Source organism: Dyella sp. 01N36 (assembly GCF_056399745.1).
Genome location: NZ_JBFTRY010000017.1, coordinates 14,648 through 30,789, shown reverse-complemented (window position 1 = coordinate 30,789; position 16,142 = coordinate 14,648). Strand labels below are relative to the sequence as shown.

General features: G+C 64.8%; 15 protein-coding genes. 8 read left to right on the top strand and 7 right to left on the bottom strand.

The features are described 5' to 3' along the window. Positions 1–417 precede the first annotated feature (417 nt). Both fusA and AC1DMG_RS06315 read left to right on the top strand, forming a co-directional pair. On the top strand, positions 418–2,457 hold the full coding sequence (gene fusA, locus AC1DMG_RS06320) for an elongation factor G (protein WP_477180319.1): 2,040 nt from the start codon (positions 418–420) through the stop codon (positions 2,455–2,457). 128 nt (positions 2,458–2,585) lie between these two features. Beyond that, positions 2,586–3,089, top strand: coding sequence for a GreA/GreB family elongation factor (locus AC1DMG_RS06315; protein WP_477178403.1), 504 nt, complete (start codon positions 2,586–2,588; stop codon positions 3,087–3,089). Positions 3,090–3,293: 204 nt separating this feature from the next. Here the strand turns inward: AC1DMG_RS06315 and AC1DMG_RS06310 are convergent, their stop codons facing one another. Beyond that, the gene (locus AC1DMG_RS06310) at positions 3,294–3,761 is read right to left on the bottom strand and encodes an SET domain-containing protein (RefSeq protein ID WP_477178404.1); all 468 of its coding nucleotides are present in this window, start codon (positions 3,759–3,761) and stop codon (positions 3,294–3,296) included. A 185-nt stretch (positions 3,762–3,946) separates the two neighbouring features. Between AC1DMG_RS06310 and AC1DMG_RS06305 the strand changes: the two genes are divergently transcribed. The 4 genes from AC1DMG_RS06305 (at position 3,947) to AC1DMG_RS06290 (ending at position 7,656) form a co-directional block, all read left to right on the top strand. After that, positions 3,947–4,429, top strand: coding sequence for a hypothetical protein (locus tag AC1DMG_RS06305; protein ID WP_477176247.1), 483 nt, complete (start codon positions 3,947–3,949; stop codon positions 4,427–4,429). Between the two features lie 36 nt (positions 4,430–4,465). Next, a complete protein-coding gene (locus AC1DMG_RS06300; RefSeq protein ID WP_477180312.1) occupies positions 4,466–6,241 on the top strand; it encodes an acyl-CoA dehydrogenase C-terminal domain-containing protein in 1,776 nt (591 codons plus the stop codon). A gap of 176 nt (positions 6,242–6,417) precedes the next feature. Beyond that, positions 6,418–6,891 carry a GNAT family N-acetyltransferase gene (locus AC1DMG_RS06295; RefSeq protein WP_441603099.1) on the top strand — a complete coding sequence of 158 codons (474 nt, stop codon included), beginning with the start codon at positions 6,418–6,420 and terminating at the stop codon, positions 6,889–6,891. A gap of 57 nt (positions 6,892–6,948) precedes the next feature. After that, positions 6,949–7,656: a DUF899 family protein gene (locus tag AC1DMG_RS06290; RefSeq protein WP_477178405.1), complete on the top strand. Its 708-nt coding sequence runs from the start codon at positions 6,949–6,951 to the stop codon at positions 7,654–7,656. A 9-nt stretch (positions 7,657–7,665) separates the two neighbouring features. On the opposite strand, the gene AC1DMG_RS06285 is transcribed toward AC1DMG_RS06290, so the two are convergent. Both AC1DMG_RS06285 and AC1DMG_RS06280 read right to left on the bottom strand, forming a co-directional pair. Continuing rightward, positions 7,666–8,067: an ester cyclase gene (locus tag AC1DMG_RS06285; RefSeq protein ID WP_477178406.1), complete on the bottom strand. Its 402-nt coding sequence runs from the start codon at positions 8,065–8,067 to the stop codon at positions 7,666–7,668. A 188-nt stretch (positions 8,068–8,255) separates the two neighbouring features. After that, positions 8,256–9,023, bottom strand: a complete 768-nt coding sequence (locus tag AC1DMG_RS06280; protein WP_441603102.1) for a SapC family protein — start codon at positions 9,021–9,023, stop codon at positions 8,256–8,258. 252 nt (positions 9,024–9,275) lie between these two features. Between AC1DMG_RS06280 and AC1DMG_RS06275 the strand changes: the two genes are divergently transcribed. Then, the gene (locus tag AC1DMG_RS06275; protein WP_046971024.1) at positions 9,276–9,878 is read left to right on the top strand and encodes an HNH endonuclease; all 603 of its coding nucleotides are present in this window, start codon (positions 9,276–9,278) and stop codon (positions 9,876–9,878) included. Here AC1DMG_RS06275 and AC1DMG_RS06270 read toward each other — a convergent pair. Next, positions 9,875–10,297, bottom strand: coding sequence for a low affinity iron permease family protein (locus AC1DMG_RS06270; protein ID WP_441603103.1), 423 nt, complete (start codon positions 10,295–10,297; stop codon positions 9,875–9,877). The genes AC1DMG_RS06275 and AC1DMG_RS06270 overlap by 4 nt on opposite strands. A gap of 130 nt (positions 10,298–10,427) precedes the next feature. Between AC1DMG_RS06270 and dxs the strand changes: the two genes are divergently transcribed. After that, positions 10,428–12,317, top strand: a complete 1,890-nt coding sequence (dxs, locus tag AC1DMG_RS06265) for a 1-deoxy-D-xylulose-5-phosphate synthase (protein WP_441603104.1) — start codon at positions 10,428–10,430, stop codon at positions 12,315–12,317. A gap of 66 nt (positions 12,318–12,383) precedes the next feature. Here dxs and prmC read toward each other — a convergent pair whose 3' ends face one another. From prmC to AC1DMG_RS06250, 3 genes are all read right to left on the bottom strand, one after another. After that, a complete protein-coding gene (gene prmC, locus AC1DMG_RS06260; RefSeq protein WP_477178408.1) occupies positions 12,384–13,208 on the bottom strand; it encodes a peptide chain release factor N(5)-glutamine methyltransferase in 825 nt (274 codons plus the stop codon). A gap of 106 nt (positions 13,209–13,314) precedes the next feature. Further along, positions 13,315–14,991: an FAD-dependent oxidoreductase gene (locus tag AC1DMG_RS06255; RefSeq protein WP_477178409.1), complete on the bottom strand. Its 1,677-nt coding sequence runs from the start codon at positions 14,989–14,991 to the stop codon at positions 13,315–13,317. Between the two features lie 135 nt (positions 14,992–15,126). After that, positions 15,127–16,044 (bottom strand): LysR family transcriptional regulator, encoded by a 918-nt coding sequence (locus AC1DMG_RS06250; RefSeq protein ID WP_477178410.1) that lies wholly within the window; start codon positions 16,042–16,044, stop codon positions 15,127–15,129. Positions 16,045–16,142 lie beyond the last annotated feature (98 nt).

The window sequence follows — 16,142 nt, the reverse complement described above, 5'->3', positions numbered from 1 at the left end:
CGCGCGTGGGTCCGTCGAGAGGCGCCAGCCCACGCGTTGGCGGGCCCGGGGGCGTCCAGCGATGGTGTTCGACCTGCTCGGTGTGCTCGATGGGGAATCTCTTCTGGACTGCGGGGGCTGCCGGCCGGTCATCCGGGTCGGCCATGCGGGGATGGGGACTTCTGCTGACCCGCGCAAGCGCCGAGGGTTCCCCGTTGACGCCGTTTGGCGGGTTCATCGCACTGCAACTTGACCCGGAAGGCCATTGGCGAAAATCTACACAAACGGCCAACCGGCCGTACCCGCCATGACCGCCCCCGCGTCCCGCACGCCTGGACGACCATGAYGGCCCGCCATCGTCAGCCGCTCGCGCGGCTTCGTGCGGCGCCGCAGGTCACGTCGGCACGAACCCGCGCCCAGCCATGGGAGGGTCGCATCGTGTCGTACAACACGGAAAACATCCGCAACATCGCGCTTGCCGGACATGCCGGCGCCGGCAAGACCACGCTGTTCGAAGCCCTGCTGCACGCCGGCGGCGTGATCCAGAACCAAGGGTCGGTAGAGCGCGGCACGACCCAGTCCGATACGGACGAACAGGAAAAAGCGCGCGGGCATTCGATCGATACCGCCATTGCCAGCATCCCGTTCGGACAGAGCCATATCAACCTGATCGACACGGCGGGCTACGCCGATTTTCGCGGGCCTACGCTGTCGGCATTCGCCGCGGTGGAAACCGTGGCCATCGTGGTCAATGCCTCCAACGGCATCGAATACGGCACGCGCCGCATCATGGAGCGCGCGGGCGAACGCAAACTGGCGCGCGTGCTGGTGATCAACAAGATCGATTGCGACGTGGCCAAGCTCGCGCCACTGGTGGATGCGCTGCGCGAGGAATTCGGCACGCAATGCCTGCCCGTGAATCTTCCGGCCGAAGGCGGCACGAAGGTGCTCGACTGCTTTTTCCACAGTGATGGCGCCACCGACTTCTCGTCGCTGGCCGAAGCGCACCAGCGCATTCTCGACCAGGTGGTGGAAGTCAACGAAACCGTGATGGGCCACTATCTCGATGCGGGTGAAGGCGACCTCACGCCGCAGGAATTGCACGACGCGTTCGAGCAATGCCTGCGCGAAGGGCATCTGGTGCCGATCTGCTTCGTCAGCACGCGTACCGGCGCCGGCCTCAAGGAATTCCTGGAACTGGCCGAGCGCCTGCTACCCAATCCAGCCGAAGGCAATCCGCCGCCGTTCCTCAATAGCGACGACGAAACGATTACCGTCAACGCCGATCCCAGGGCGCACGTGATCGCCGACGTCTTCAAGATCGTCAATGATCCCTTTGTCGGCAAACTCGGCGTGTTCCGCGTCTGGCAGGGCACGGTCAAGCGCGACACGCAGTTGTTCATCGACGACAGCAAGAAACCCTTCAAGGTGGGACACCTGTTCCGCTTGCGCGGCAAGTCGCACGAGGAGATCGAACAGGCGATACCCGGCGACATCGTGGCCGTGGCGAAAATCGAGGAAATCCATTTCGACGCCGTGCTGCACGATTCGCATGACGAAGACCGCATCCATCTCGCGCCCATGCGTTTTCCGCAGCCCATGTTCGGCCTGGCGCTCGAACCCAAACACAAGGGACAGGAACAGAAACTCTCCCAGGCCATCAGCCGCCTCGCCGAAGAAGATCCGTGCTTCCGCGTGGAGCATCACAAGGAACTCAACGAGACGGTGGTGCGCGGACTCTCCGACCTGCATCTGAAGGTGATGCTGGAGCGCATGAAGGAGCGTTACAGCGTCGAAGTGACCACGCATCCGCCGCGCATCGCCTACCGCGAAACCATTGCCGGGCGTGCGGAAGGCCATCATCGGCACAAGAAGCAAACCGGTGGCGCCGGCCAGTTCGGCGAGGTGTTTCTGCGCGTCGAGCCGCTCGATCGCGGTGCCGGTTTCGAGTTCGTCGATGCGATCAAAGGCGGCGTGATCCCGGGGCAGTTTCTCCCCGCCATCGAGAAAGGCGTGCGCCAGGCGCTGGAAACCGGCGCCATCGCGGGCTATCCGATCCAGGACGTGCGCGTCACCGTCTACGACGGCAAATACCACGCGGTGGACTCCAAGGAAGTGGCCTTCATCAGCGCCGGCAAAAAGGCATTTCTCGATGCGATCGGCAAGGCCCGGCCGATCGTGCTCGAACCCATCGTGGACGTGGAAGTGGCCATTCCGGAAGCCAACGTGGGCGACGTCACTGGCGGACTAGCCGGCAAGCGCGCGCRCATCATGGGCACCGATTCCTTGCGCGGCGGCGAGCTGGTGATCAAGGCGCAGGCACCGCTGGCCGAACTCACCGATTACCCCACCGAGCTGAAGGCGATGACGGGTGGCCGCGGCCGCTACAGCCTGGATCTCAGTCACTACGAACCGGTGCCGATGCCGGTACAGAAACAGCTGGCCGAGGCGTGGAAGCCGCACGTGGACGACGACTGACCCCGTAGCAAGGCCTGAACGGGCGCGACCGGCGTCGCGCTCGTGCGCCTCCCCAGCTTGAGGCGCCGCAAATACGCCGCATGTGTTTAATGGAGACGCGCCGAAATGGACGGCGCTGGAGGCATGCGATGAGCCGCTCCTTCGTGAAGGATGCGGACGAGTCCGTCGGCGAACGGCTGCCGGATATCCCGCTGAGCGAACACCCCAATGTTGTGACGAAGCGTGGACTGGCGCTGCTGCGTGCACGGCTGGTCGCCATGCGCGAACGGCGCGACGCGCTGCGCGCTGCCGCTGACACCTTGCCGCAGCAGCGCGAGCTGGCCGAGGTGGAGCGCGAACTGCGCTGGCTCAATACGCGGGTCGGCAGCGCGATCGAAATCGACCTGGCACAACAGCCACGCGACCGCGTGGCGTTCGGCGCGCTGGTGACAGTGGACAGCGACGAGGGCGAAGTACGCTACCGCATCGTCGGCGAAGACGAGGCCGACGTGGAACACGGCCTGGTGAGTCACGTCTCGCCGCTGGCCAAGGCCTTGCTGGGCGCCCGCGTGGGTGATGAGGTGACGTGGCAGCGGCCGGCGGGGGACCTGGTGATCGAGGTGATCCGGATCGAGTATCCCATCGACGCATGATGGCCTCGCGCGTCCATCCTCAATGCTGGAACGCACCCCGCTCACCTGTGGGAGCGCACCCTGTGCGCGACAGGCGCCCGAGGGCACGGGTCGACCCGATTTCGCCGAATCGCTCCGCTAAAAACCACACCGGAGGTACACCGAAACGCTGCGGTCGCGCACAGGGTGCGCTCCCACAGGGTTATCGCGAACGCAAACTCAAACTCAGCGCTTGGCCTTCAACAACGTGCCGCTGCACTTGGGCGAGCCGCACAGGCACTGCCACAGCTTCTTCAGGCGCGCGGTATGGGGCACGTCCAGGGTGATGCCGTAGTCGTAGGTGAGTTCTTCGCCGGGCTTGATGTTGCGGATCGCCTCGATCAGCACGCGATCTTTGCGAGCGTCGCCGTTCGCGCTTTCCTCGATCACGGCCTGGCAATTGGGATTGCAGCTGTGGTTGATCCAGCGTGCCGTGTTGCCCTTGCGATTGGCGTCGATCAGCCATTCGTCGTTGAGCGTGAACAGGAACGTATGCCCGGTTTCGCCGCCATCGCCGTAGAGCACATCGGCCTCGGTATGGCTCATCAGCGTGCCCTTGTACTCGACGACTTCCTCGCCCTTCTTGATCGGAGCGACGGCGAACACGCCATTGCCATGGATGGGGGAGCGGCGGGCAACGATACGTCGGGTCATGGGTAGGAGGCAGTGGGGGATGAGCCGGAGATGATGCCTGCTGCGTTGCGCAATGGGAACCTCTGGCGCGTTGGTCACGACGACGTAATCGCATTCGCGCTGAGATGAATCCCGGACAGCGGAACCCCGTGGACAGACCACGAGGTCCTCCTGCTAAGATTCAAACAATCGTTTGAGGTGCATCCATGAAACGACTGCTCGGTTGGGTAGTGCTGCTCGTGCTGGTGGCTGGTCTGGTGGCTTGCGGGCCGCCCAAGAAGAGCGTGTTTCCGCCAACGGTGAGCATCCAGGAGATGCGCACCCAGCCCAACGGCGAATGGCGCGTGACGCTGCGCATCCAGAACAACAGCTACGGTTCGATGGATTTCACCTCGCTCGATGGCCAGCTGCAGGTGGCCGAACTGGTGCCCGTCCGCCTGCATACGGCGTTCGACCTGGACATTCCCCCCTTCGCCGCCGACGTCACCCAGATCAACCTGCTGCCTACGCCGGAGATGACCGCCGCGCTCAAGGCCGCCGCCGTCAAAGGCAGTGCGGGCAGCGTGCCCTACAACGTGACCGGCACGGCCAACGCCAAGCCCGAGCAGGAAAAAGCCGCTCGCGATTTCAGTTTCCACGGCAATGACTGGCTGTCGCCGGTGCCGGGGATCCCCAACACCTGGCGCTGATGTCGGCGCCTGCATGACCCACGAAGGAACTCTGCCATGACGATCTACAAGGCCCCTCTCGACGACCAGCGCTACACCCTCTTTGACGTGCTCGGCGCCGAAGCCGTGCTCACCAAGCTGGAGGGCGGCGAGGGTCACACGCGCGATCTGCTGGACGCCGTGCTGGAGGAAGCCGGTCGCCTGAGCGAAGCGGTGCTGGCGCCGTACAACGCCAGCGGCGATGAGGAAGGCTGCCACTTCGACAAGGCCACCCACACGGTGACCACGCCGAAGGGCTTCAAGGAGGCCTTCAAGGCCTTTGCCGAAGGCGGCTGGACCGGCCTGATCCAGGCCGAGCGCTTCGGTGGCCAGGGCCTGCCCAATGTGATGGGCACGGCCACCAGCGAGATCTTCCAGGGMGGCAACCTGGCGTGGAGCCTGTACCCGCTGCTGTCCGAAGGCGCCTGCCATGCGATGGAAATGCACGGCACCCAGGATCAGCAGGACACCTACCTCAAGCCCATCGTCGAAGGCCGCTGGACCGGCACCATGTGCCTGACCGAGCCCCAGGCCGGCTCGGATCTTGGCCTGCTCAAGACCCGCGCCGAACCCGGCGACAACGGCAGCTACAAGATCACCGGCACCAAGATCTTCATCAGCGCCGGCGAGCATGACCTGGCGCAGAACATCGTCCATCTCGTGCTGGCCCGCCTGCCCGATGCACCGGCCGGCAGCCGCGGCATTTCGATGTTCATCGTGCCCAAGTTCAAGGTGAACGCCGATGGCTCGCTGGGCGAGCGCAACACGGTCGCGGCCGGCGCCATCGAGCACAAGATGGGCCTGCGCGGCTCGGCGACCTGCGTGATGAATTTCGACGCCGCCGAAGGTTTCCTGATCGGCGCGCCGCACAAGGGTCTGGCCGCCATGTTCACCATGATGAATGCCGCACGCCTCGGCGTGGGCGTGCAGGGATTGGCGCTGTCCGAGCGTGCGCTGCAGAACAGCACCAACTACGCGCGCGAGCGCCTGCAGGGCCGCGCCCTGTCCGGCCCGAAGTTCCCGGACAAGCCGGCCGACAACCTGATGGTGCASCCSGACGTGCGCCGCATGCTGCTGACCCAGCGCTCCCTGGTGGAAGCCTCGCGCGCGCTGCTGCTATACACCTCGCTGCAGACCGACGTGGAAGCCCGCGGCGCCGACGAAGCCACGCGCAAGCAGGCCAGCGACCTGGTCGCGTTCCTGATCCCGATCGCCAAGGGCGTGGTCACCGAGCTCGCGCAGGAGTGCACCAAGGAAGCGCTGCAGGTGTACGGCGGACATGGCTACATCGCCGAGAACGGCGTGGAGCAGTTCGTGCGTGATGCCCGCATCATCACCTTGTACGAAGGCACCACCGGCATCCAGGCCGCCGACCTGCTGGGCCGAAAGATCCTCCAGCTGCAGGGCACCGGCTTCAAGCTGTTCCTGCAGGAGATCCTGGCGTTCTGCCAGCAGCACGCACAGGATGCTTCGCTCGCCGGGCTGATCGGCCCGCTCGCCAAGCACGCCAAGGAATGGGCCGACCTCACCCTGGCCCTCGCCCAGCGCGTGCAGGCCAACCCGGAAGAGCTGGGCGCCTCGGCGATGGATTACCTGTATTACTCCGGCTACATCACGCTGGCCTATATGTCGGCACGCGGCGCCGCCGCGCTGGCCAACAGCAGCCAGCAGGAGGCGTTCAAGCAGGCCAAGCGTGACAACGCGACCTTCTACTTCGCCCGCATCCTGCCGCGCAGCCTGACCCACAAGGCCGCCATCGAGGCCGGCGTGGACACCATCCCCGCCATCGCCTGATGTGATGCACCCAAGGCCCCTCCATCACGGAGGGGCCTTTTTCTTTTGAGTGGGAGCGCACCCTGTGCGCGACAGGCCACGAACCACACGAGTGCCTCTTCACATTTTCAGGACTACCGTCTAGACGTCCGTGGGTGTAGAAAACGCTCTACTTTCGCGAATCCGGTTGTTCCCGCATGAGCGACACCAGCTATCTGATCCGTCTGGCCGAAGACGACGACGACTTCATCCTTGGCCTGGTGCCCCGTTTCGTGGACTTCAGCCTGCCGCCATGGCGGCGGCGCCACGAATGCATCGAAGGCATCCGCAAGGACCTCAGCCGTCATCTGGATGAGCAGCCGGCCAACAGCTTTTTGTTTGTGGCCGAAGACAGCGACGGCGTGGCGGTCGGCTTCATCCATCTGCAGAAAACGCAGGACTATTTCACCGGCCGCAGCAACTGCCACATCTCCGATCTTGCCGTGGCCGCCCAGCACGAAGGCCGCGGGGTGGGACGCGCCCTGCTCGATCACGCCGAAAACTGGGCTCGCGAACATCGCTGCCAGCTAGTGACGCTGGCAGTGTTCCCCGGCAATGAACGCGCGCGCGCCGTCTACGAAAACGCAGGCTACGCCGCCGACCTGCTGCGCCTGGCCAAGCCCGTGCGTTGAGCGATGGTCGGCGCCCAGGGCGCCATGCCGGCAGTCACCGCACGACGGGAGACAGTCATGACCGACACACTGCACACCGTTCGATTCCCTGGCGAAAGCCCTGCCTATCGGGTCGCCCGCGATCGCCTGCTGAGAGCGGAAATGGAACTGCGGCGCCAAACCGAAGCGACCGCCGCGCTGCGCCGTGCACTGCCGCTGGGCGGCACGGTTCCGGTGGACTATGCCTTCGATGACGAAGGCGACACGCCGATCGATACCGATATCGAACGCCAGACGCGCCTGTCCGATCTGTTTGCCGATGGCAAGGACACGCTGGCGATCTACAGCTTCATGTTCGGGCCGGCGATGTCGGCGCCCTGCCCATCGTGCTCGTCGATACTCGATGCGCTGGACGGCGAGATGCCGCATCTTCGGCAGCGCGTGAATGTGGCGGTGGTAGCGAAGTCGCCGATCCAGCGCATCCGCCATTTCGCGCGCGATCGCGGCTGGCGCCATCTGCATCTGCTGTCCTCCGCGCACAACACGTACAGCGCCGACTACCACGGCGAAAGCGCCGACGGCCGGCAGATGCCGGCGCTCAATATTTTTCTCAGGCGCGATGGCCACGTGCATCACACCTGGTGCAGCGAGTTGATGTTCGTGACGCCAGAGCCGGGGCAGGATCCGCGTCACGTCGATGCGATCTGGCCGCTGTGGAACCTGCTCGACTGCCTGCCCGAAGGACGCGGCGCCGACTGGCGGCCCAGCCTTACCTATGGCGTCTGAAGGCGATACTCACGGCGGAGGCAAGCTCATCTGCGCAAACATCGACGCCGTGTCGCGCACGCCCCAGCGGCGTTCGATGTGGCCTTCCTTCACCACGAACCATTCCATCGCCAGCACTTCGTAATCCTTGCCGGTGACCGGGCCACCGCGGAACGATTGCACCGAACGACCGCGCTCGGTGTAGCGCACCACCACGGTGTCGCCTTCGGCCACCACCGCATCCACTTCGAGGCTCATCTGGAAGCAGCGCATCAGTTGCTCCCACACCGGGCGCGCCATCTCCAGGCCTCCCCAGCCCAGCACGCCATGGATCAAGGCATCGGGCGCGAACAACGCGCACACGCCATCGAGGTCGCCGCGGTTGAACGCGTCGACGTACGACATCACCACGCGCTTGTTCTGCTCGGACATGCCCGCCCCGTTCTGGGGATCGCGTCGGCGGCGCCACGCAGCCCCGTTCGGCCCAAGCATATCGCCCGGCCCTGCTTGAATGGCGTGAGGATGCCGGACCTTGCCGGGACAAAGCACAGTTCAGCCGCAACGCCTTGCACGCCGCGGACAAGGTCGCGGCGCCCGCAGGCGCCGCGACGCGAGTTGCATCAGTTCTTCAGCGCGGAGGAAGCAGCCAGTTCGGCCTGCTCGCGCTCGCTGAGGCGCTGGGACACGCGGTCGATATTGCCCAGCGACACCAGGTGCGCATAGATCCAACCGAACACGCCTTCACGCAGGAACTCGAGCGCGGTCTGCTCGTCGAGCTGGCGCAGCTTCTCTTCATTGACCACGAACAAGCCGTTGAGGTTGATGGACTTGCCATCCTTCTCCAGACGGATGTTGCGCGGCTCGAGCAGCTTGTGCTTGCGCAGCTGCTCCATGAACCACTGCGTGCGCGACACGTGCTGCTGGAACTCGCCGAGGAAACGCACGGCGTTGTTCAGCACTTCGCTCTCGCTGCCGTCGTCCTTGAACAGGACTTCGCCCTCGGTGGTGTTGAAGCCTTCGTAGGCTTCGTCGAGGAACACGGTGAAGTCGTCGCCTTCGGCGCCCACCGGCTTTTCGGCCAGCACGAACGGATAGCGGCGGATGAAGGCCGGGATATAGGTGTTGGGCACCCAGTGACCCTGTTCGTTGATGAACAGGTTCTCGTTCTCGCGCAGGCCCAGCAGGGCCATCGGGCCGGCGTCTTCGACGGTCACGCCGCCAAACAGGATCGGCAGGTCGCGCGCGGCTGCGGGGAATTCCACGCCGGTCAGCGGCACCGAGTGCACCGAGCCGGCGAACTTGAGGTTGGGGATCGGCTTGATGCGCAGATCCTTGTGTTCAGTGCGGTTGAGCGGAACAGGACGCTCGTAGAAAAGAACTTCAGCCACGTTAATACCTCTCCCCAGCCGTGCCGGGGTCGCCACCCAGGCTCCCCCTCCCAAACCCGGCCTCGGGTCTACAAATGAACGGACACTATATCAGCGCTTCCGCCGACACGAGAACACCCGTCGGGCATGCCTTCCCCTGCCCTGACAACCATTTGCGTGTGTTCTGTCATGGATTTGGTCTATCCTCGGCCACATACGAGCATCTTTGCGGCACCCGAACGTTCATTCCCCTGGGTTGAAGGACGGTTTTGCATGCTGATGGAAGTACCTGGCCGCGTTGTCGATCTTCATTCGACCCGCGTGCTGTCGTTGGACGCCGCCGGCAGAATTCTCGACTGGATCAGCTGGCAGGAGGCCGTTTGCCTCTATGTTCGCGACGCCGTGGCCTGGACGCTGGGCGACCCCTGCCTGACGGTGCATGGCGGCCATAACCGCCTCAGCGGGCTGCAGAGCACGCTGTCCCTGCATCCCATCATTGCCAGCACCGGCCACTGCCGCGACCACGCCATCGATCCCTCGCCGGCGCTCACCAATACCGCGCTGTTCGCCCGCGACCGCTATCTGTGCATGTATTGCGGCCAGCGCTACAGCCGCGGCGAACTGACCCGCGATCATGTGCTGCCGATTTCCAAGCAAGGCAAGGACAGCTGGGAAAACGTGGTCAGCGCCTGCCTTGCGTGCAATCTGCGCAAGAGCAACCGCACGCCGCAGCAGGCCAATATGCCGCTGCTGGCGGTGCCCTACCGCCCGAGCTGGGTGGAGCATCTGATCCTGTCCAACCGCAACATCCTGGCCGACCAGATGGAATTCCTGGTCAACCATCTGCCGCGCGATCGTCGCGAGCACATGGTTTAAGGCGTTTCGCTTTCGGCTTCGAACGGGTCGTCCTCGTCCTCGATGCGCTGCAGCTCATTGCGCGCCAGCTCGGCCAGCCGGCAGTAGCTGCGCCGGATGCGGTCGAGGGTTTGCTCGTCGAGCTCTTCCAGGTTGAGCAAGGCGTTGTGCGCCTGTGAGCTGCGGATCAACTCGTCCAGCTTGATCTGCACGGCGGTCGAATCGCGGTTTTGGGTGTTCTGGATCAGGAATACCATCAGAAAAGTCACGATGGTGGTGCCGGTATTGATGACCAGCTGCCAGGTGTCGCCGAAGCCGAACATCGGCCCAGTGACGGCCCAGGCCACCACCACCAGCACCGCCAGGACAAAGGTGACCGGGCGACCAGAATAATGGGCGACGGATCCGGCGAACCGCTGGAAAGCCTTGCGTGTGCTCATGGGAGGGCCCTGGCTGAATGACTGCGCCGGAGCCTCGCCCCTGCCGTGTCAGCGCCGTGTGGAGGCGCAGCCCGCAAGAATTCACCCGGCTGCCCTTGCCCCGCCTCCCCGCTGGGCCAACAATACGCCAATGAACGACCTGTCCCGCTACCCCCATCTGGCGCCCATCGAGACGCCGGCCGACCTGCGCAAAGTGTCCGACGACGAGCTGCCTCTCGTCGCCGACGAGCTGCGCCAATATCTGATTGAAGCCGTGGCAAGCTCTGGCGGCCATTTCGGCGCCGGCCTGGGCGTGGTGGAACTGACCGTCGCGCTGCACCACGTGTTCGACACGCCGAACGATCGCCTGGTGTGGGACGTCGGCCACCAGTGCTATCCGCACAAGATTCTCACTGGCCGTCGCGACCGCATCACCACGATCAAGAAGAAGGACGGCCTCGCTCCGTTCCCGCGTCGCGAGGAAAGCGAGTACGACACCTTCGGCGTGGGCCACTCGTCCACCTCCATCTCGGCAGCGCTGGGCATGGCCATCGCCGCGCAGCGCAAGGGTGATCAGCGCAAGGTCGTCGCCGTGATCGGCGATGGCGCGATGACCGCCGGCATGGCCTTCGAAGCGCTTAACCACGGCGGTGACGTGGAGCCGAACATGCTGGTCGTGTTCAACGACAACGGCATGTCGATCAGCGAGAACGTCGGTGCGCTGACCAAGATGGCGGCGCGGGCCATGAGCAGCCGCCGCTTGAATGCGCTGCGCGAGCGGGCCAAGCGCGCGATTCCGAAGCAGTCGTTCTTCGGCCGCTTCTTCAAGCGCTGGGAAGAGCACGCCAAGGGCATGTTCGTGCCCAGCACGCTGTTCGAGGAACTGGGCTTCCACTACACCGGCCCGATCGATGGCCACAACATCCCGCAGCTGCTTACTGCGCTGCGCACGGTGAAGAACCTGCCCGGCCCGCAGCTGCTGCACGTGATCACCACCAAGGGCAAGGGCTACGCGCCGGCGGAACAGGCGCAGATCGAATACCACGCGGTGGGTCCGTTCGATCCGCAGGCGGGACTGGTTAAGAAAGCCGGCCCGTCCAAGCCCTCTTACACCGATATTTTCAGCGACTGGCTGTGCGACATGGCCGCCGCCGACGAACGCCTGCTGGGCATCACGCCCGCCATGCGCGAAGGCTCGGGCCTGGTGCGCTTTTCCAGGGAATACCCGCAGCGCTACTTCGACGTGGCGATTGCCGAGCAGCACGCGGTGACGCTGGCCGCCGGCATGGCTTGCGAAGGCGCCAAGCCGGTGGTGGCGATCTACTCCACCTTCCTGCAGCGTGCGTTCGACCAGGCGATCCACGACGTGTCGATCCAGAACCTCGACGTGACCTACGCGATCGATCGCGCCGGTGTGGTCGGCCCCGATGGCGCCACGCACTCAGGCAGCTTCGATCTGTCGTTCCTGCGTTGCCTGCCGAATATGGTGGTGATGGCGCCGGCGGACGAAAACGAATGCCGCATGATGCTCACCACGGGCTTCCAGTATCACGGACCCGCCGCTATCCGTTACCCGCGTGGCACTGGCCCCGGCGTACCGCTGCAGCAGGAGCTGGAAACGCTGCCGATCGGCAAGGCGGAACTGCGTCGCCGCGGGCATGGCCTGGCCCTGCTCAGCTTCGGCGCGATGCTGGCGCCGGCGGCCGAGATTGCGGCTGAAATGGATGCCACCTTGGTGAACATGCGCTTCGTCAAACCGCTGGACGAGGCGATGATCCTGGAACTGGCGCGCACCCACGATGCGTTCGTGACGCTGGAAGACAACGCGATTGCCGGCGGTGCGGGCAGCGGCGTGGCCGAGTGCCTGGCCGCGCATGGCATCGTCAAGCCGATCCTGCACCTGGGTCTGCCGGACGCCTACCTGGAACACGGCAGCCGTGAAGAAGTGCTGACCATGGCTGGCCTCGACCTGCCGAGCATCCGCCGTGCGATCCGCGCCCGCTTTCCGCAGGTGGGCTCGCGCAGCCAGGTCACGGCCTGATCGGTTCGATCACCGAAGTTCGATGAAAACGCCGCGCACTGCGCGGCGTTTTCATTTAGACGTCCATCAGGCTCCGGGCCAGATCCCGCCGCTGACGCGATCGCGCTGTTCCAGATCCTGCTCGGTGAATACATCGCGGTAGCCCGCGGCGGACAACACCTCGCGCACCGCCGGCCCCTGGTTCCAGCCGTGTTCCATCAACAGCGAACCGCCGGGCTCGAGATGGTCGCGCGACTGCGCCACGATTTGCCGGATGTCGTCGAGGCCATCGGCCCCGGCAGCCAGCGCCGACGACGGCTCGAAACGCAGATCGCCTTGCGAGAGATGTGGATCGTTCGCTTCGATATAGGGCGGATTGGAGACGATCAGTTCGAAGCGCTGGTCCGCCAGCGCCGCCAGCCAATTGCCGTGTGCAAAACGAACGTTCTCAATGCCGTGCTTGGTGGCGTTGCGCGCTGCCACAGCGAGCGCGTCGGCACTTGCATCCGTCGCCACCACGGAGGCTGTCGGGCACTCACGCGCGATGGCCAGGGCAATCGCACCGCTGCCGGTGCCCAGATCCGCCACGCGCGCGGCGGCGGTCATGCGCGCGAGCGCCAGCTCCACCAGCAACTCCGTTTCCGGCCGCGGAATCAGCGTGGCCGGCGTGACTTCCAGGTTCAAGGTCCAGAATCCACGATGACCCGTGATATAGGCCACTGGTTCGCCATCGCGGCGACGCTGCACCAGCGTGTCGAACGCCTTGATTTGGGCCTCGTTGAGCTCGTCGTCGGCATGCGCAATCAGCCAGCTGCGAGGCTTGCCGAGCACGTGCAGCAGCAACAACTCAGCTTCCAGTCGCTCGCCGAGCACATCGGCGGCATCGGCGACGATCGCGCGCACTTCAGCCACGGTGACTGCTCCGGTCGCATGCAGGGAAATGACTAACGAGCGACCAGGCCGACATGGCTGCTTCCGACGAGGAGGAAGCCACAGTGTAGAGCCAATCCGCGTTGCCTCAGACCGCGCTGGGCGAAAGGTAGCGATGCACCGCCTGGATCACCACCGAACCCTCGCCCACGCCTGACGCCACCCGCTTCACCGACCCCGAGCGCACGTCGCCGACGGCGAAGATGCCGGCCTTGGTCGTCGCGTACGGCGACTCAAGGATGTGGCCCTGGTCGCAACGACCCGTAAGCACGAAGCCCTTGCTGTCGAGCGCCAGGCAATCCTTGAGCCAGTCGGTGTTGGGTTCGGCGCCGATCATCACAAACACATTGCTGCAAGGGCGCGTCGTGGGCTCGCCGGTCTCGCGCTGCTGCCAGGTCACGCGATGGAGACGACCCTCCCCTTCGAGCCCGACGATCTCGCAATGCGTATGCAGGGTGATCGACGAAGACTGCAGGATGCGCTGCACGAGATAGTCGGACATCGTGGCGGCCAGGCCCGACGAGCGCACCAGCACGTGCACGTGCGAGGCGATGCGCGAGAGGAATACCGCGGCCTGTCCGGCGGAATTACCGCCACCGACGACGATGACTTCCTCGTTCTTGCACAGCTGCCCTTCCATCGCGGTGCAGGCGTAATGGATGCCTGCTCCCTCAAAATGCTCATAGCCTGGCACATCGAGTTTGCGATAGCGCGCGCCGGTGGCCACGATCACGGCGCGTGCCTGCACGCTCTGGCCGTCATCGAGCAACAGGCGATACGGATGCACCGAACAATCGATGCCTGCGGCCTGCCGCGAGATCGCCAGGCGGGCGCCGAACTTCTGCGCCTGCGCCTGCGCACGACCGGCCAACGCCTGTCCCGAAATGCCGGTGGGAAAGCCCAGGTAGTTCTCGATCTTTGACGAGGTACCGGCCTGGCCGCCCGGTGCCACCCCTTCCACCACGATGGTGGAAAGACCTTCCGACGCGGCGTACACGGCGGCAGCCAAACCAGCGGGGCCCGCGCCGGCCACAGCGACGTCGTAGACGAAATCGGGATCGATGGTCTCGGTAAGGCCAAGTTCGTCGGCCAGCTCGGCGGTGGTCGGGTTCTGCAGGAAGCAACGCTCCGGGCAGATCACCACCGGCAGCTGGTCGAGCGTGAGCTGGAAGCACTCGATAAAACCGCCCGCGTCCGGGTCGGTCTCCGAATCGATCAGGCGATGCGGATAGCCGTTGCGCACCAGGAAGCGTTCGAGCCGCAAGGTATCGGCGCTATGCCCTGGCCCCACCAGGATCACGCCGCCGAAACCGGCCCGGATCAGGCCTACGCGCCGCAAAATGAAGGCACGCATGATGATCTCGCTGATGTCCGCTTCGGCGGCCACCATGCGACGGAAATCGTCCGCGTGAACGCGCAGCACGCGGCTATCCATCGCCACGCGGGCCGATGCAACCACGGCGCGGCGGTTGAACATGTTCATTTCGCCGCTGAACTGGCGCGCCGCATACATGGTGAATACGCTGGACTGACCGTGCTGATCCACATCGAGGATCTCGACCAGGCCATCGAGCACGAGGAAGAAATCCACGCCGCGCTCACCGCGCTGGAACAGCATGGTGCCGGCGGCTACGTTTTCCTCGCGACCATAGGCTGCGATGCGCCGGACCATGGATGGATCCAGCCGCGGAAACATCTGCTCCTTGCGGTTCATCGGATCGGTCGGGTCGTAAACGACCTCGGGTGCTGGCGACTGCTCGGACATGCAAGACACCTCGTCGTGGGGGCGGCCCGGCAGCCAGCTGCCAGGCTCGTCCTTGGGTTATTTCAGCGCGTATGGCGGGGACCGCGCGGCGCTGCTACCTGCATCCTGCGCCGCAACCAAGTCGCTCGCAAGTCATTACGGCGACGCCTGCATGGCGGCCGTGATCGACTTGACGAGGCGTTCACGAAACCATCGATGCGCCTGGTCGCTGTCCTTGGAATCGTGCCAGTAGGCGAGGATCGGGATGGCCTTGATGCGCACCGGCAGCGGTTGCATGGCGATGGGCAGTAGCACGGCGAGGTGATCGGCGTACGCCTTGGGCACGGTCAGCAACAGGTCGCTGGCCGCCGTGATCTGGCATGCCGAAAAGTAGTGCTGCGCCACCATGCGCACTTCGCGGAACATCCCGTTCTGTCCCAGCAAGGTATCCAGCGCGCTTGCCTCGCCCAGCGGAGAGACGGTGACGTGCTGCGCGGCGAGATAGTCCGCGCGGCGCAGCGAGCGCGACAACGGATGGTCGCGACGCATCACCACCACCAGCGTCTCATCGAGCAGGCGTCGGTGGGAAATATGCTCGCCAGCGCGCAAGGGGCGATCCACCGCCAGATCCAGTGCGCCGGTGCTCAGTTCGCGCTCCACCTCATCGGCGGCCACGCGCCGGCTCACCACGCGCACACCGGGTGCCTCCCGGCCGATGCTGTCCATCAGTCTCGGCAAGGCAATCGATTCGAGGATGTCGCGAAAGCCGATCACGAACTCCATCTGCAGTCGCGCTGGGTCGAAACTGGGCTGTGCGTGGGCGCTGGCCATCAGGCCTTTGAGGTGCCCCTGCACCGCCGGCATCATCGCGCGCACCTTGTCGGTGGGCAGCAGGCGATTGCCCTGTCGTACGAATAGCGGGTCACCCAGTTGATCGCGCAGACGACGCAGGGCGTGGGTCACCGCCGGCTGGGTCAGGTGCAGCACGCGCGCTGCGGCGCTCACGCCGCCTTGCGTGTAGATCGCGTCAAGCACGCGGAACAGATTGAGGTCGATACGGCTGTCACGATCCATGCTCTGGCCCATTCTTCTGACTAATGTCTACCCATAAAGTATATTCATTTCAATTATTGGCCGCCCAAGGCGTACGCTCCCTGAGAGTTGAGGAGAAC

Excerpts from the sequence above, each read along its gene's own strand:
- AC1DMG_RS06315 (WP_477178403.1), top strand. The coding sequence starts at position 2,586 with ATGAGCCGCTCCTTCGTGAAGGATGCGGACGAGTCCGTCGGCGAACGG.
- AC1DMG_RS06310 (WP_477178404.1), bottom strand. The coding sequence starts at position 3,761 with ATGACCCGACGTATCGTTGCCCGCCGCTCCCCCATCCATGGCAATGGC.
- AC1DMG_RS06305 (WP_477176247.1), top strand. The coding sequence starts at position 3,947 with ATGAAACGACTGCTCGGTTGGGTAGTGCTGCTCGTGCTGGTGGCTGGT.
- AC1DMG_RS06295 (WP_441603099.1), top strand. The coding sequence starts at position 6,418 with ATGAGCGACACCAGCTATCTGATCCGTCTGGCCGAAGACGACGACGAC.
- AC1DMG_RS06290 (WP_477178405.1), top strand. The coding sequence starts at position 6,949 with ATGACCGACACACTGCACACCGTTCGATTCCCTGGCGAAAGCCCTGCC.
- AC1DMG_RS06285 (WP_477178406.1), bottom strand. The coding sequence starts at position 8,067 with ATGTCCGAGCAGAACAAGCGCGTGGTGATGTCGTACGTCGACGCGTTC.
- AC1DMG_RS06275 (WP_046971024.1), top strand. The coding sequence starts at position 9,276 with ATGCTGATGGAAGTACCTGGCCGCGTTGTCGATCTTCATTCGACCCGC.
- AC1DMG_RS06270 (WP_441603103.1), bottom strand. The coding sequence starts at position 10,297 with ATGAGCACACGCAAGGCTTTCCAGCGGTTCGCCGGATCCGTCGCCCAT.
- dxs (WP_441603104.1), top strand. The coding sequence starts at position 10,428 with ATGAACGACCTGTCCCGCTACCCCCATCTGGCGCCCATCGAGACGCCG.
- AC1DMG_RS06255 (WP_477178409.1), bottom strand. The coding sequence starts at position 14,991 with ATGTCCGAGCAGTCGCCAGCACCCGAGGTCGTTTACGACCCGACCGAT.
- AC1DMG_RS06250 (WP_477178410.1), bottom strand. The coding sequence starts at position 16,044 with ATGGATCGTGACAGCCGTATCGACCTCAATCTGTTCCGCGTGCTTGAC.